The sequence below is a fragment of the Vibrio sp. Vb2131 genome (assembly GCF_033338535.1).
Classification (GTDB): Bacteria; Pseudomonadota; Gammaproteobacteria; order Enterobacterales; family Vibrionaceae; genus Vibrio; species Vibrio alginolyticus.
In genome coordinates, this window is record NZ_JAWOSW010000025.1 from 1 (window position 1) to 15,716 (window position 15,716).

General features: G+C 45.5%; 14 protein-coding genes. 11 read left to right on the plus strand and 3 right to left on the minus strand.

Annotated features, from left to right (window positions below; all coding sequences use genetic code 11):
• Positions 1-696 precede the first annotated feature (696 nt).
• On the minus strand, positions 697-1,824 hold the full coding sequence (gene queG / locus R7E38_RS20500; protein WP_017633726.1) for a tRNA epoxyqueuosine(34) reductase QueG: 1,128 nt from the start codon (positions 1,822-1,824) through the stop codon (positions 697-699).
• Between the two features lie 275 nt (positions 1,825-2,099).
• Between queG and tsaE the strand changes: the two genes are divergently transcribed.
• From tsaE to hflC, 8 genes are all read left to right on the plus strand, one after another.
• Positions 2,100-2,564, plus strand: a complete 465-nt coding sequence (tsaE, locus tag R7E38_RS20505; protein WP_005381372.1) for a tRNA (adenosine(37)-N6)-threonylcarbamoyltransferase complex ATPase subunit type 1 TsaE — start codon at positions 2,100-2,102, stop codon at positions 2,562-2,564.
• Positions 2,558-4,267 carry an N-acetylmuramoyl-L-alanine amidase gene (locus R7E38_RS20510; protein WP_226084117.1) on the plus strand — a complete coding sequence of 570 codons (1,710 nt, stop codon included), beginning with the start codon at positions 2,558-2,560 and terminating at the stop codon, positions 4,265-4,267. Before tsaE ends, R7E38_RS20510 begins: the two co-directional genes overlap by 7 nt.
• Before the next feature lie 18 nt (positions 4,268-4,285).
• Positions 4,286-6,298 carry a DNA mismatch repair endonuclease MutL gene (gene mutL, locus R7E38_RS20515; RefSeq protein WP_104979795.1) on the plus strand — a complete coding sequence of 671 codons (2,013 nt, stop codon included), beginning with the start codon at positions 4,286-4,288 and terminating at the stop codon, positions 6,296-6,298.
• A complete protein-coding gene (miaA, locus tag R7E38_RS20520) occupies positions 6,295-7,227 on the plus strand; it encodes a tRNA (adenosine(37)-N6)-dimethylallyltransferase MiaA (protein ID WP_005395375.1) in 933 nt (310 codons plus the stop codon). Before mutL ends, miaA begins: the two co-directional genes overlap by 4 nt.
• A 194-nt stretch (positions 7,228-7,421) precedes the next feature.
• Entirely contained in the window at positions 7,422-7,685 is a 264-nt protein-coding gene (gene hfq / locus R7E38_RS20525; RefSeq protein ID WP_005381379.1) for an RNA chaperone Hfq, read from the plus strand.
• Positions 7,686-7,723: 38 nt separating this feature from the next.
• The gene (gene hflX, locus R7E38_RS20530) at positions 7,724-9,013 is read left to right on the plus strand and encodes a ribosome rescue GTPase HflX (RefSeq protein WP_226084118.1); all 1,290 of its coding nucleotides are present in this window, start codon (positions 7,724-7,726) and stop codon (positions 9,011-9,013) included.
• Between the two features lie 45 nt (positions 9,014-9,058).
• A complete protein-coding gene (gene hflK / locus R7E38_RS20535; protein ID WP_017633728.1) occupies positions 9,059-10,264 on the plus strand; it encodes an FtsH protease activity modulator HflK in 1,206 nt (401 codons plus the stop codon).
• A 2-nt stretch (positions 10,265-10,266) separates the two neighbouring features.
• Positions 10,267-11,247 (plus strand): protease modulator HflC, encoded by a 981-nt coding sequence (gene hflC, locus R7E38_RS20540; protein WP_005381382.1) that lies wholly within the window; start codon positions 10,267-10,269, stop codon positions 11,245-11,247.
• 63 nt (positions 11,248-11,310) lie between these two features.
• Here hflC and R7E38_RS20545 read toward each other — a convergent pair whose 3' ends face one another.
• Positions 11,311-11,496, minus strand: coding sequence for a DUF2065 domain-containing protein (locus R7E38_RS20545; protein WP_005381383.1), 186 nt, complete (start codon positions 11,494-11,496; stop codon positions 11,311-11,313).
• A 172-nt stretch (positions 11,497-11,668) separates the two neighbouring features.
• Here R7E38_RS20545 and R7E38_RS20550 point away from each other — a divergent pair, with 172 nt between their 5' ends.
• Positions 11,669-12,985 carry an adenylosuccinate synthase gene (locus R7E38_RS20550; RefSeq protein ID WP_005381385.1) on the plus strand — a complete coding sequence of 439 codons (1,317 nt, stop codon included), beginning with the start codon at positions 11,669-11,671 and terminating at the stop codon, positions 12,983-12,985.
• A gap of 216 nt (positions 12,986-13,201) precedes the next feature.
• Entirely contained in the window at positions 13,202-13,837 is a 636-nt protein-coding gene (motX, locus tag R7E38_RS20555) for a flagellar protein MotX (protein WP_005381388.1), read from the plus strand.
• A gap of 80 nt (positions 13,838-13,917) precedes the next feature.
• Here motX and hmpA read toward each other — a convergent pair whose 3' ends face one another.
• Positions 13,918-15,102 carry an NO-inducible flavohemoprotein gene (gene hmpA / locus R7E38_RS20560; protein WP_005381390.1) on the minus strand — a complete coding sequence of 395 codons (1,185 nt, stop codon included), beginning with the start codon at positions 15,100-15,102 and terminating at the stop codon, positions 13,918-13,920.
• 157 nt (positions 15,103-15,259) lie between these two features.
• On the opposite strand from hmpA, the gene nsrR reads away from it, so the two are divergent.
• On the plus strand, positions 15,260-15,685 hold the full coding sequence (gene nsrR, locus R7E38_RS20565; RefSeq protein ID WP_005381392.1) for a nitric oxide-sensing transcriptional repressor NsrR: 426 nt from the start codon (positions 15,260-15,262) through the stop codon (positions 15,683-15,685).
• The last annotated feature ends 31 nt before the right edge of the window (positions 15,686-15,716 follow it).

A 15,716-nucleotide genomic window follows, 5' to 3' on the forward strand; every position in this document is an offset into this window, starting at 1 on the left:
GCGGGGTGGAGCAGCTTGGTAGCTCGTCGGGCTCATAACCCGAAGGTCGTCGGTTCAAATCCGGCCCCCGCAACCAAATACAAGACGATAGATTGAGTACTTATTTAGTATACAATTGTTAAGTCGTCTACGGATGCGCCGCTTGATTCAACGCCTGCTTCTCGCAACCAATCACATCGCTCTTTTCATAATGCTGCGAAGCATGAATCCCCAAAAGCTAAACTTTTATCCGCATCATATGATGTCGGACGATTTCGTTTGTGTTTAAAACACAATATGAATCGGCTGACGTACAAGTATGATGAGGCTTCGCGTGTTTTATCTACTTTAATTAACAGAGTTATCCACATACGTCGTTCTGTGGATAAGTTGGTTGATAAAGTGTTTTTAGCTTGACTTTTTATGATGGGGAAGAAAGATCTTTTCTCTAAAATGAAGTGGAAACAACAAAGAAATATCAATTAAATCTTTGTTATATAAAGAAAAAATAAGTTTTTCTTCGGATCGAGTACGTTAAAATACGATCATTAACTGGTATTTTTTTGATCCTAGTCATTTCTCCGAGCTGTGTTTAACTTTTTTCTGCTAGCTTGTTTTTCTTGAATCTCAAATTTTTTTCCACATTACAAAATTGAGAACAAGGTCATGAATTGAACATGCAAAAGTACTTTCAATCTCTTGCATATAGACTACGCTCTATGCGTCTCTCGGCAGTCCCTTCTCGACTATCCTTATTAAGCGTTGCTTTTTCGTCTCTATAGATGAATTACTCTCAGTGGGGAGTTGATTCAGTTGCTCTGTCAAAGCCCATTTAATGTGCTCATCAAGTAATTTATTTTCACCTTGCCGACTTTCCAGCGCATCTATGATTCGCTGACTATATTCTGCATTACCAAGAGCGACTGCGATGTTACGTAGCCACTGTATATGACCAATACGACGGATAGCGGAGCCTTCCATATTTTTTAGAAAAGTCGCTTCATCCCAGTTAAACATGTCGACGAGGTCAGGGTTTTTGAAACTGTCACGACGGTGGAAATCATCTTGCTCCGTTATGTCGGCGTAGCGATTCCATGGGCAAACCAATTGACAGTCGTCACAACCATAAATGCGGTTACCCATTGGCTTTCGAAACTCTTCAGGAATCACGCCATCGAACTCGATGGTGAGATAAGAGATACAACGCCTGGCATCGACAACTTTGTCTTCAATGATGGCTTGTGTTGGGCATGATGTAATGCATGCTTTGCATTTACCGCACTGATCAACGCTTGGCTCATCAACGGGTAGTGGTAAGTCGATAAGTAGTTCACCTAAAAAGAACCACGATCCACAGTCTTGATCTAAAATCAGGGAATGTTTCCCTGTCCAACCTAAGCCCGCTTTTTGGGCGAGAGGTCGCTCTAATATTGGTGCGGAATCAACGAAAGGTCGGTAACCATATTGACCAACCTCTTGTTCAATAAGTTTGCCGAGCTTATTTAGCTGCTTTCTGACGAGCTTGTGATAATCGCGCCCTAGTGCGTAGCGGCTAATATAGGCATGACTTTTATTCGCGAGGTTCGAAGCGAATTGAGCCTCTGGTGGCAGATAGTCCATCCGGACGCTGATAACGCGAACGGTTCCCGGGAGTAGCTCATGGGGTCTAGCACGCATCATACCGTGACGAGCCATCCAATCCATTGAGCCGTGATAGCCTGCATCAAGCCATTTTTGTAGTGCTGCTTCATGTTCACTCAGATCAACGTCGCAGATCCCAACTTTTTGGAAGCCGAGTTCTTTTCCCCAAACTTTGATTTGTTGTGCGAGTTGTTCGTAGTTCATGTTAACCACCGGAATAAAGGGGGCGGATCTTAACGGATCTCTGGCTTTGGTGCTACCCAGTTAGGTACGTTTTTGATGTTGTGAATACTGCTTATTGAAGTCATTTGCATATATTCTAAATCTAGGTCGATACTAAGATGATTAAGATACCGTTTATTGGATACTTTTTTCGCACATATGACATTTGAAAGCTTGTCTCTCAAAACCAACACGGTTTACTATTCCTGTTCTTTTGATTTTTATATAGTCAACGATCATTAGTTAGAGAAGCATCAATGAGCACGAAACAATTCAATTTAAAAGATGAGCATGAAACGGTTGCACTAGGCACCGCTTTGGCTCAGCTTTGTTCCCAGCAAACCACAATTTATCTGCATGGTGATTTGGGTGCAGGTAAAACAACCTTTAGTCGTGGTTTTGTCCGTGCTCTTGGTCATCAAGGTAACGTGAAAAGTCCAACTTATACTCTAGTCGAACCGTACCAGTTGGATCAGTGGCAAGTATATCACTTCGACCTTTATCGTCTTGCGGATCCTGAAGAGCTTGAGTTTATGGGTATTCGAGACTATTTCACAGACGATGCGATTTGCTTGGTTGAATGGCCTGAAAAAGGGCATGGCTTACTGCCACAACCGGATCTTGATGTAAACATTCGCTACCAAGGTGAGCAACGTGTAGCCGAACTAACAGCTAATAATGATTATGGTGTGCAGTTACTCAGTCGATTGGAGCTATGTTGAGTTTTTCAAATTTTAGAGTAGTGGCGACGTTTGTCGCCACTTTTCTCCTTCTCATCCCCAATTTAGCATTTGCTAACGTCGTTAAGAGTTTTCGAGTTTGGCCTTCACCTGATGAAACGCGTGTTGTCATCGATTTAGGCTCGGAAGCTGACTATTCCTATTTCTCTTTATCAGGGCCGGATCGCCTTGTCGTGGATTTAAAAAGCACGACGATGCAGGCCAAACTGCCTGTTACTGTTACGGATAGCCCTGTTTTAAAACTGGTACGAAAAAGCTCGCCTCCAGAGAAGGGCACTTATCGTTTGGTGTTTGAACTAAAAAAGAGCGTTCAAGCGGAATTATTTAAATTAAGCCCAACACCAGGTGGGCAGTATGGTCACCGCTTGGTGATTGATTTACCGCACGGTAAGAAGGCATCGACCTCTAAACCGAGTAAGCCAGCGGCGGCCAGCAAAGACATGAGTTCAGTTCAACGAGCTCAAGAAGTGTTAATTGTTATCGACCCTGGTCACGGTGGGGAAGACCCTGGCTCTATTGGCCCTTCACGTCGTAAGTACGAGAAAGATGCGGTATTGAGTATCTCAAGAAAAATTGCTGCTCAGCTCGATGCGACTCCTGGTATTAAAACGCGCATGACTCGTACGGGAGATTACTTTGTAAACTTAAACCGTCGTGTCGCGATTGCTCGTGAAAATGATGCACACTTACTGATCTCCATTCACGCTGATGCGTTTACCTCACCGAAGCCTCGCGGTGGTTCGGTCTTCGTACTAAATACTCGTCGTGCAAATACCGAAATTGCTCGTTGGGTCGAGAACCATGAGAAACAGTCTGAGTTATTGGGCGGCTCGGGTAATGCGTTCTTCACGAAGACAAAAGATCGTAATGTGAACCAAACTTTGCTGGACTTGCAGTTTAGTCACTCACAAAAAGAAGGCTATAAACTGGCAACAGAAATCCTAGGTGAGATGGGACGTGTTGCGCACCTGCATAACACCAAACCGATCAACACCAGCCTTGCGGTTTTACGCTCTCCACAGATTCCGTCTGTGCTAGTGGAAACGGGCTTTATTTCTAACCCAACAGAAGAGCGTTTACTGTTTCAACGAGCGCACCAAGATAAGTTAGCTCAGGCTATCACTAAGGCGGTCGTCAAGTACTTAAAAGATAACCCACCAGAGGGTACGGTGTTCTCGCCTTCAGCGAAGCCAATGGTACATATTGTAAAGCGTGGCGAGTCATTATCGGTGATCGCGAACAAATATGGGCTTAGCTCTAAAGCGCTGATGTCGGCAAACAACTTGAAGTCGACAGGCTTGGCAATTGGTCAGAAGCTCAACATTCCTTCTGCTGGTACGATTAAAGTGCCAAGTAAACCGATTACTGTTGAGACAGAAACCATTACGCACAAGGTTAAGTCTGGTGAGTTCTTAGGTAAGATTGCGAATCACTATAAAGTGAAGGTTTTAGATATCCGCCGAGAGAATAACTTGAAGTCAGATACCTTGTGGGTAGGGCAAAAGTTGAAGATAACGGTCGCGGTAAAAGATAAACCGATTCGTAAGCACAAGGTTTCTCGGGGTGAGTTCCTTGGCAAAATAGCGTCCAAATACGGCGTTAGCGTATCGAGCATTCGTAAAGCGAATAACTTACGCTCTGATCAGCTAGCGGTTGGGCAAGTCCTGATCATTCCAAACAAGTAGGTGAGCTTCTAACTCATTATGACGATTAAAATTTTGCCAGCCAGACTTGCAAACCAAATCGCCGCAGGGGAAGTGGTCGAAAGACCTGCTTCTGTGATTAAAGAGCTGGTTGAAAATAGTCTTGATTCTGGCGCAACTCGAATCGATATCGATATCGAGAAAGGAGGCGCAAAGCTGATTCGTGTTCGTGATAACGGAAAAGGTATCGCGAAAGATGAACTCGGCTTAGCGCTCAGTCGTCATGCGACATCTAAGATACATACCTTAGATGATCTCGAAGCCATTATGAGTCTAGGTTTTCGCGGTGAAGCGTTAGCCAGTATTAGCTCAGTCTCGCGTTTGACGCTCACGTCGCGTCCTGCGGCACAAGAAGAAGCCTGGAGTGCCTACTCCGAAGGGCGTGATATGCAGGTGAAGCTTAAGCCAGCAGCGCACCCGATTGGCACTACCGTTGAGGTGTTGGACTTATTTTTTAATACTCCAGCGCGTCGCAAGTTTCTTCGTACGGAGAAAACCGAATTTGCTCATATTGATGAGTTATTGAAACGTATTGCGTTAAGTCGCTTTGATGTCACCATCAATGTGCGTCATAACGGCAAGATCATCCGTCAATATCGCGCGGCGAAAAATCAGCTTCAAACCGAAAAGCGTATTGCTGCTGTCTGCGGTAACGCGTTTGTTCGACACATGCTCAGAATCGAGCTTGAGCATCAAGGGTTAAAGCTACATGGGTGGATTACCACGCCAGAGGGAGCAAGGCAGCAAAGCGATTTACAATATTGCTATGTGAATGGCCGAATGATGCGTGACAAATTAATCAATCACGCGATTCGTCAAAGCTATGAAATGAGCTTAAAGCCAGATCAGTTTGCTGCGTATGTGCTCTTTATTGAGCTAGATCCGCACCAAGTAGATGTGAATGTTCACCCTGCTAAGCATGAAGTGCGTTTCCACCAAGCTCGTTTGGTGCATGATTTCATCTATCAAGCTTTGACGGATGCACTTTCACAAAGCGCTGTGATTGATAAACCACAGGTGAATGAATCGGCATTTCATCGCGTGGAACCGACTGAATCCGAAGAGATTGAGCATTCGCCAGAGCCTGAAAAAGTACAAGAGCCAGCATCTTCACCGGTGCCAGAGCGGGTTTATCAAGCGATAGAGAGTACACCGGCTTATCCTGGACGCAGTGATTATGAAGTGAAGCCTCGTAATAGCTGTCCTAGTGAGACCTCCGTGCGAGAGGCGCGCGTAGTGGAGTCATTCAAACGTAATGATTGGGTGGAATCCAAACCCGCACCAAAGCCAAGTCACAGTAAAGAGCGCCACGTAGAACCAGCGCCAACTAAACAAGAAGTACGCGCTTATCACGAGCTGCTGAAAACGCCAGAGTTTGAGGCTCAGGCAGTCACTCCAATAGCGCCCCAAACGATAACTTCGCACACATCAATGCCATCGATTACTGCATTAGGCAAAGCGCTGATGGTGGTCGATGAACAATTTGTTTTGATGAGCAGTGACAGTGGGGCGGCGTTAGTCTCGTTACCTAGAGCAGAATTTTATCGTATAAAAGGCCAGCTCACTCCAAGCGATGGTGCACTTAAGGCACAACCTCTGCTTGTTCCTCTATCTATTAAGTTAGAGGCCGAATTAGTGAGACTGGCCCAAGATTATCAACAAGATTTGGCATTGCTTGGTATTCAATTGAAAGCGAGAAACGAGCACGCCTTAATGGTGATGGGCGTCCCAGCTCCGCTGCGTCAACAAAACTTACAAAATTTAGTACCAGATCTGTTATCTTACGCGCAATCTTGTGTGAACGAAGGTATAGCAGCGGCTCAGATGCTGTCTGAGTTGATAGATTGGCTCGCATTACAGGTCACGACAGTGAAGAGTCACTATACTTTTTCTGAAGCCATTCAAATTATTGCGGAACTTGAACAGCTAAGACATGGTCAATTGCCATTAGAAGATACAAAATTCGTATCCGCTGTTGATTTCTCTGCCACGATAGCCAAATTAAAACCATGACAGATAAACTACCTTTGGCGCTATTTTTAATGGGGCCAACTGCATCAGGCAAAACTGAGCTGGCGATTCGTCTTCGTCAAAAATTTCCGGTTGAGATCATCAGTGTTGATTCTGCTTTGATCTACAAAGGGATGGATATCGGTACGGCGAAACCGGATGAAAAAGAGTTAAGTTTGGCGCCTCATCGCTTGATAGATATTTTGGATCCAAGTGAATCTTACTCTGTCGCCGACTTTCGTCGAGATGCATTGAAAGCGATGGATGATATTGTTGCAGAAGGAAAAATTCCACTTCTTGTGGGTGGAACAATGCTGTATTACAAGGCGTTACTTGAAGGTTTATCACCACTTCCTGCTGCAAATCCTGAAATTCGTCAGCAAATTGAACAAGAGGCATTGACTAAAGGTTGGTCAGTGTTGCACGATGAACTCAAAGAGGTTGATCCTGTGTCAGCCGCGAGAATCCATCCCAATGATCCCCAACGTTTATCTCGGGCATTGGAAGTTTTTCGCATTTCAGGTAAAACTTTGACTGAATTGACTCAAACGAAAGGTGAAAGCCTACCATACCGAGTCAAGCAGTTTGCAATAGCTCCCAAGGATAGGGCAGAACTTCACCGTCGGATTGAACTCCGTTTCGAGAAGATGATGGAAGCGGGCTTTGAAGAAGAAATGAAAGCGTTACATTCGCGAAAAGATCTTCACCCCGATCTTCCTTCCATACGATGCGTCGGTTATCGACAGATGTGGGAGTATTTAGATGGGGAGTGTACACGTGACGAAGCGGTATTTCGTGGCGTATGCGCGACTCGTCAATTGGCCAAGCGTCAAATCACCTGGTTACGCAGCTGGGATGATTTAACTTGGTTGGATAGCGAGAACATTGAACAGGCATTAGAAACGATGTCGGAAGCAATAGCATCTGATTGACATAGCTGTGTATAATGTGATCGTTTTTGCGTGAACGCACTCTCAAAGGATCTGTTGTTGGCGGTTTTTATACTATGCTGCTAATTACTTAGAGTGCATTTTTGATTCGTTTAGCTCAGATGCAAAAGCCGTATCTTTTGCATTGCACCACTAGCTAAATAATTACAACTACAAATTAAATAAGGAAAATAAAAATGGCTAAGGGGCAATCTCTACAAGACCCATTTCTAAACGCGCTACGTCGTGAGCGTATCCCGGTATCTATCTACCTTGTGAATGGTATTAAACTACAAGGTCAGATCGAATCATTCGATCAATTTGTGATCCTGCTGAAGAATACTGTTAACCAAATGGTGTACAAGCACGCGATCTCAACAGTTGTGCCGGCTCGTCCAGTGAGCCATCACAGCGGTGAACGTCCACAAGGTGAGCGTCCACAAGAGAAATCAGAAGATTAATTCTTCATCGAGTATTTTTAAAATAAGGAGTTGATTGCTTGTTTGACCGTTATGAATCCGGTGAGCGAGCCGTACTTGTTCATATCAACTTCACGCAAGAAGGTGAATGGGAAGATCTGGCTGAGTTCGAAATGCTGGTTTCTTCTGCTGGGGTAGAGGCGCTACAAGTGGTAACTGGTAGTCGTCAATCCCCACACCCGAAATACTATGTCGGAGAGGGTAAGGCCCAAGAGATTGCTACAGCGGTACAATCAACGGGTGCCGAAATTGTGATTTTTAATCACGCCCTCTCTCCTGCCCAAGAACGTAACCTCGAAGCACTGTGCCAATGTCGAGTTCTCGACCGCACTGGTCTTATTCTCGATATCTTTGCTCAACGAGCTCGAACACACGAAGGTAAGCTACAGGTAGAGCTGGCTCAACTTCGTCATATCTCTACTCGTTTGATTCGTGGTTGGACACACCTTGAAAGGCAGAAAGGTGGTATCGGTTTACGTGGCCCGGGTGAAACCCAGCTGGAAACCGACCGTCGCTTATTGCGTGACAGAATCAAAGCCATCCTGCGACGCTTAGACAAAGTAGCGAAGCAGCGTGAACAAGGGCGCCGCGCCCGAAATCGAGCTGAAATCCCAACGGTTTCACTTGTGGGTTACACCAACGCGGGTAAGTCGACACTCTTCAACCGTATTACAGAAGCTGGCGTGTACGCGGCTGATCAATTATTTGCTACTTTGGACCCGACTTTACGTAAGATAGAGTTAGCAGATGTTGGTCCTGCCATCTTGGCAGACACGGTTGGTTTTATTCGACATTTGCCACACGACTTGGTTGCGGCCTTCAAGGCAACCTTGCAGGAAACGCAAGAAGCTGACATTTTGTTACATGTTGTTGATGCCAGTGATGAGCGTTTTCGTGAGAATATTCAAGCTGTTCATGAAGTACTAGAAGAGATCGACGCGCATGAAGTGCCGACTCTGGTTGTCATGAACAAAATCGACAATCTAGATTCGCAGAAACCACGTATAGAACGAGACGAGGAAGGCGTACCTCGCGCAGTTTGGGTTTCAGCAATGGATGGGTTGGGCATTGATGTCCTGTTTGAGGCTCTGACGGAACGTCTGGCGTCACAAATGGTCGAGCATCAGTTGCGAATTCCTCCACAGTATCAAGGACGATTCCGTAGTACCTTCTTCCAAATGAAGTGTATTCAACGTGAGGAATATGACCAGGATGGTAGCTTGTTGATCGATATTCGAATGCAGCAAGTAGATTGGTCTAGACTTGAAAAAAGAGAAGGGGCAGTTTTGACTGGCTTTATAGTCACTTAAAGGACTGCTACAGTATAACGTCATATCAAATGATGGAGCTTTCTAATGGCGTGGAATGAGCCTGGAAATAACAACGGCAACAATGGCCGCGATAATGACCCTTGGGGTAATAATAATCGTGGTGGCCAGCGTCCTGGTGGCCGAGATCAAGGTCCGCCAGATTTAGATGAAGTGTTCAACAAACTGAGTCAAAAGCTGGGCGGCAAGTTTGGTAAAAAAGGCGGCGGTGGTTCTCCAATCGGCGGCGGTGGTGGTAGTGCAATTGGCTTTGGCGTGATTGCTCTGATTGCTGTTGCGGTTTGGTTTTTCGCTGGTTTTTACACCATCGGTGAAGCAGAGCGTGGTGTTGTACTGCGTTTAGGTAAATACGATCGTATCGTAGACCCAGGTCTTAACTGGCGTCCTCGCTTTATTGATGAGTACGAAGCGGTAAACGTACAAGCGATTCGTTCACTACGTGCATCTGGTCTAATGCTGACCAAAGATGAAAACGTTGTAACAGTTGCGATGGATGTTCAGTACCGAGTGACTGACCCATACAAATACTTGTACCGTGTAACCAATGCAGACGACAGCTTGCGTCAAGCAACGGATTCTGCACTACGTGCAGTAATTGGTGACTCATTGATGGATAGCATTCTAACCAGTGGTCGTCAGCAAATTCGTCAAACTACGCAAGAAACACTGAACCAAATCATTGATAGCTATGATATGGGTCTGGTACTTGTTGATGTGAACTTCCAGTCTGCTCGTCCACCAGAGCAAGTGAAAGATGCGTTTGATGATGCAATCGCAGCACGTGAGGATGAAGAGCGTTTCATTCGTGAAGCTGAAGCATACAAGAACGAAATCTTGCCTAAGGCAACGGGTCGTGCAGAGCGTTTGAAGAAAGAAGCACAAGGTTACAATGAGCGTGTCACTAACGAGGCTCTTGGTCAGGTAGCACAGTTCGAAAAACTACTACCAGAATACCAAGCAGCGCCTGGTGTAACGCGTGATCGTCTGTACATCGACGCAATGGAAGAGGTGTACTCAAGCACTTCGAAAGTGTTGATTGACTCGGAATCAAGCGGCAATCTTCTTTACCTTCCAATCGATAAGTTGGCGGGACAAGAGGGCAAAGCAGATACCAAACGTAAATCGAAGTCATCTTCAACCTATGATCAAATTCAACTTGAGTCAGATCGTACACAAGAAGACACTTCGAACACGCAGTCTCGTTCAACAGGTTCACGTCAAGGGAGATACTAAGAATGCGTAAGTTAATGATCCCTGTACTGGTAATCGCACTGGCATTAATGTTGATGTCTTTGTTTGTGATTCCTGAAGGTGAGCGCGGTATCGTGGTTCGATTTGGTCGTGTCTTGAAAGACAATAACGACATCACTCGAATTTACGAGCCTGGTCTGCATTTCAAGATGCCTTTGTTTGACCGTGTTAAACAACTTGATGCACGTATCCAAACAATGGATGGTCGTGCCGACCGTTTCGTAACGTCCGAGAAAAAAGACGTTATCATTGATACCTACGTGAAGTGGCGTATTGAAGATTTTGGTCGCTACTACCTCGCGACAGGCGGTGGTAACTCGCTAACGGCAGAGGCACTACTTGAGCGTAAAGTGACGGACGTGCTTCGTTCTGAAATCGGTGCTCGTGAAATCAAACAGATCGTATCTGGTCCACGTAACGATGATGTGCTACCAGAAGACGCAAGTGCTGATGTTGTCGCAACTGAAGCGGCTCGTGAAGCGCTTGAGATTGATGGTGAACGCGACCTAATCATGTCTGAAGTATTGAAAGACACGCGTGAAAGCGCAATGAAAGACTTGGGGGTTCGTGTCGTTGATTTCCGAATGAAGAAAATCAACCTGCCTGATGAAATCAGTGAGTCTATCTACCGTCGTATGCGTGCGGAGCGTGAGTCTGTTGCTCGTAAGCACCGTTCTCAAGGTCGTGAAAAGGCGGAAGTTATTCGTGCTCAAGCAGAACTAGAAGTAGCAACTATTCTAGCTGAAGCTGATAAAACTGCGCGTGTGACACGAGGTGAAGCGGATGCTGAGGCTGCGAAGATTTATGCTGAAGCGTACAACAAAGACCCTGAGTTCTTTAGCTTCCTACGCTCGCTACGTGCGTATGAGAAGTCCTTCAGCTCTAAGAGCGATATTCTGGTGCTTGATCCGAAGAGTGAGTTCTTCCAATACATGAACCAGTCGAAGGGCAGCATGGAGAAATAATCTCCGCGTCTCATTGAAATAAAAGGCTCCTTAGGGAGCCTTTTTTGTATCTGATGCTAAGTGCTAGCTCATCATGATGGCGATGACGGCTCCAGCAACTACTAGGCAGCCACCGATGCGTCGTAGCTGATTGTTGGGTTGTTCACTTAATTGAGCCACCATATTCCGCCAACCGTTAGGAGCAATCAGTGGCCCAATGCCTTCCACGATCAAGACGAGCCCAATCGCCAACCATATGGATTCAGACATAGCGCTTTCCAGTCGAATAGAGAAAGCTAAATACTATCAGTGATATGCTGATTTCAAAATGAACAAAGCGGCAAGATGACATTCTGGTAGCAACTCTGTGAACAAAAAATGACTGCAAGAAGCGTGATTCGGTGCTAGAATCCATTTTTAACTAGCAATCAGACTTGGAAAGATGGGAAATAACGTAGTCGTTCTAGGCACCCAATGGGGTGACGAAGGTAAAGGTAAAATCGTAGACCTTTTAACTGAAGATGCAAAATACGTGGTACGCTACCAAGGCGGTCACAACGCAGGTCACACTCTCGTAATTGACGGTGAAAAAACCGTTCTTCACTTAATTCCATCAGGTATCCTTCGCGATAACGTAAAATGTGTTATCGGTAACGGTGTTGTACTATCACCTGAAGCTCTACTTAAAGAAATGAAGCCTCTTGAAGAGCGCGGTATTCCAGTACGCGAGCGTCTTTTCATTTCTGAAGCATGTCCGCTAATTCTTCCTTACCACGTTGCAATGGACCAAGCTCGCGAAATCGCTCGCGGTAAAAAAGCTATCGGTACTACTGGTCGTGGTATCGGTCCAGCATACGAAGATAAAGTTGCTCGTCGCGGTCTACGCGTTGGCGACCTATTCGATATGGCGACTTTCGCAGAGAAGCTAAAAGAAGTCATGGAGTTCCATAACTTCCAACTAGTTAACTTCTACAAAGCGGAGCCAGTGAGCTACGAAGAAGTACTTGAGCAAGCGAAAGGCTACGCTGAACTACTAACGTCAATGGTTATCGACGTAACTGACGAACTAGACGCAGCACGTAAGCGCGGCGACAAGATCATGTTCGAAGGTGCACAAGGTACACTACTTGATATCGACCACGGTACTTACCCGTACGTAACGTCTTCTAACACGACTGCTGGTGGTGTTGCTGCAGGTTCTGGTTTTGGTCCTCGTCACATCGGTTACATCTTGGGTATCGCAAAAGCGTACTGTACTCGCGTTGGTGCTGGTCCATTCCCGACTGAACTATACGACGGTTTAGATAAGCAAGATCCAATTGGTAAGCACTTAGGTGAAGTTGGCCACGAGTTCGGTGCGACAACTGGTCGTCTACGTCGTACAGGTTGGTTCGATGCTGTTGCTATGCGTCGTGCAATCCAAATCAACTCTGTATCTGGTTTCTGTCTAACTAAACTAGACGTACTAGATGGTCTAGAAGAGCTAAAAATCTGTACTGGTTACAAGATGGAAGATGGCTCTGTGCTAGAAGTTTCTCCGATGGCTGCTGAAGCATTCGAAAAAGCAACACCAATCTACGAAACAATGCCAGGTTGGTCTGAGAATACATTTGGTGCTAAGTCACTAGATGCTCTACCACAAGCCGCTCTTGACTACATCAAGCGTATTGAAGAGCTAACTGGCGTTCCAGTAGACATCATCTCTACAGGTCCTGACCGTAACGAAACTATCATCAAAGTTCACCCATTCGAAGCTTAATTGATAGCCGTTAAAGATTGCAAAAGCCGACCTTCTGGTCGGCTTTTTTGTATCTGAACAAAAACAGCGTGACTCTCATATGGCAAGCTTTTGCCGCTGAGCCTAAATCAGAGGCAAAAATTGTCTAAAGCTTAGCTGTTTTTTGCCGATAAGGTTATCAAGCAGAGGAGATCCTTCACCGATCTTTGGTTTCTTAGATACCTTAAGGGTACGTTTATGAAGTTACGAACAGTGGCTGCTTCACTGTTGTTGACCTTGGTTGCTACCACAGTGAAAGCCAATGTTGCTGATGTGGGGGCACCAGTTCCGATCTATACCGAAGCAGAGCTGATAAAGCTTATTGAGCAAAATAAGCACTTACAACGTGTGCGCGCTGATAACTGCCAGCTGGTGGAGGATATCGTAGCTCGTGCGACTCGAATTAACTTACCCGCTTATGAATTTCTGTACGGAGATATGTTGGCTTGGGGGGTGTGTGTCGAGCAAGATGTCGAACTGGGTCTTTACTACATCGAAAATGCAGCGCATCAGGGGTTACCAGCTGCACTAGAGCAGATTGGCCGATACTATTCGCGTGGCACTTTAGTACAGCAAGATAAAGAACGTGCAATTCCATATTTGCGAGAAGCTGCGTCAATGGGAAACCTAAACGCGCGTATTCATCTGGCCGAGTTGCTTTTACGTGATTATGGCAGTCCACTCGATTACGAAGATGCGTATCGTTGGTTATATAACTCTGTCACAGCAGATAAGCGGCAGCATAAGCGCATAACTGTATTGAGAAACGGCCTTGAACAGCGCATGCCACAAAACGTTATTGCTCGAGCTAAACGGCGAGACACCTTTTGGTAACGCTTCAATATTGCAAACAACTTCATACAACAAAGCCCACGTCACGTGGGCTTTGTTGTTTTCCCGATAGTTGGTAGCGCTTAAACCACTTTGTGTGGACCGAAGCATTCGTAATGGAATTGCTCTTCTGGTACGCCAAGTTCTAATAGCTGTTTCGCTACGTGCTGCATAAATCCTACAGGACCACAGAAGTATACCTGCACGTTATCTTGCTTTAATGCAGCTTCAATTTCATACAGATTGACAAAGCCCGTGAAGTGGAAGTCTTCGCCTAGCTTGTCTTCTGCCGTTGGTTGGTTATACCAAACGAGCGCGTTCATATTTTCTTTTTCTGCAACGAGTTGGTTTACGTGTTGCTTGAAAGCATGCTGTTGGCCATTTTCTGTTGCATGAACCCAAGTTACAGGTGCTTGATGTGCTGAGAGACTTTCTAGCATTGACAGCGTTGGAGTAAGTCCCACACCAGCAGAAATTAGAACAACGGGTGTTTGTGGTTCGGCATCCATAAAGAAATCACCGGCAGGGGCCGCAAGCTGCACTTTTTCGCCAATGTTCAGGCTATCGTGCAGGTAGTTCGACACTTTTCCGCCTTCTTCACGTTTTACTGAGATACGGTAGGTGTTCTCTTGGACCGCAGAAGACAGGCTATATTGGCGAATTTCTTGGTTTTCTAACTGGTCACTGTTGATGTAGATGCCAAGGTATTGTCCCGGTTTATACGGCGCCACTTTTTGGCCATCGGTTGGCTTGAACACAAAGCTGCAAATGTGTTCGCTCTCAATCTTTTTATCGACTAATTCAAATTCGCGTAGACCGCGCCAGCCGCCTTCCAAAGCTTCATTTTGTTGGTAAATTTGTTCTTCGCGCTGAATAAATACATTCGCAAGTACGCCGTAAGCCTCAGCCCAAGCATCCAACACTTCTTGACCTGGATTAAAAAGCTCATCGATTGTCGCAAGTAAATGCTTACCAACGATTTGGTACTGATCTTCTGTGATCAAAAAGCTCGTGTGCTTATGCGCAATTTTCTCTACTGCGCCAAGCAGAGCTGGCAAATTTTCAATATTGGCAGCATAGGCACAGATAGCGTTGAATAATGCTTCACGCTGATCGCCGTTACGCTGGTTACTCATGTTAAAAATATCTTTCAACTCAGGGTTATGAGTAAACATACGCTCGTAAAAGTGCGCGGTCAGTTTTGGTCCTGTTTCGGCGATGAGTGGTGCGGTCGCTTTGACGATCTCGATAGTTTGATTGCTGAGCATAAGGGCTTCCTACTTTAAGTTGTATTTATAATGCATGTTTAAAGTTGTATCTCAAATGTATCTTTCGATCAAGAAAAGATTTACACTTTTATCGATAGCTCAAGTTTGGGGTTTTAGCATCACCAGTGGGTTATTGAGTCGCACTTTGGGAGAGAATATGCAGTTAACTAGTTTCACTGATTATGCGTTGAGAACCTTAATTTTCTTGGCTTCGTTGCCGGAAGATGAGTTAACCAGCATTACCGAAGTGACGGATTTATTTGGTGTGTCGCGCAACCATATGGTTAAAGTTATCAATCGGTTAGGGCAGTTGGGTTATGTCCATACCGTGCGCGGAAAAAACGGTGGTATCCGGCTGATGAAGCCAGCGTCTGAAATCACAGTCGGTGGTGTTGTGCGCGATTTAGAGCCGTTAGATTTAGTCAACTGTGGTGTGGATTTTTGCCATATTACCCCTGCTTGCCGCCTCAAAGATAAATTGGCGAAAGCAAAAAGTGCCTTTCTGGCGGAGTTGGATGACTGCACGATTGAATCCTTGCTCAGTGACAATTCTGAACTTTTGATCTTGCTGGCTCGTCCTTAACTCATTTGCATGCCTAGAGTCGATCTCGATC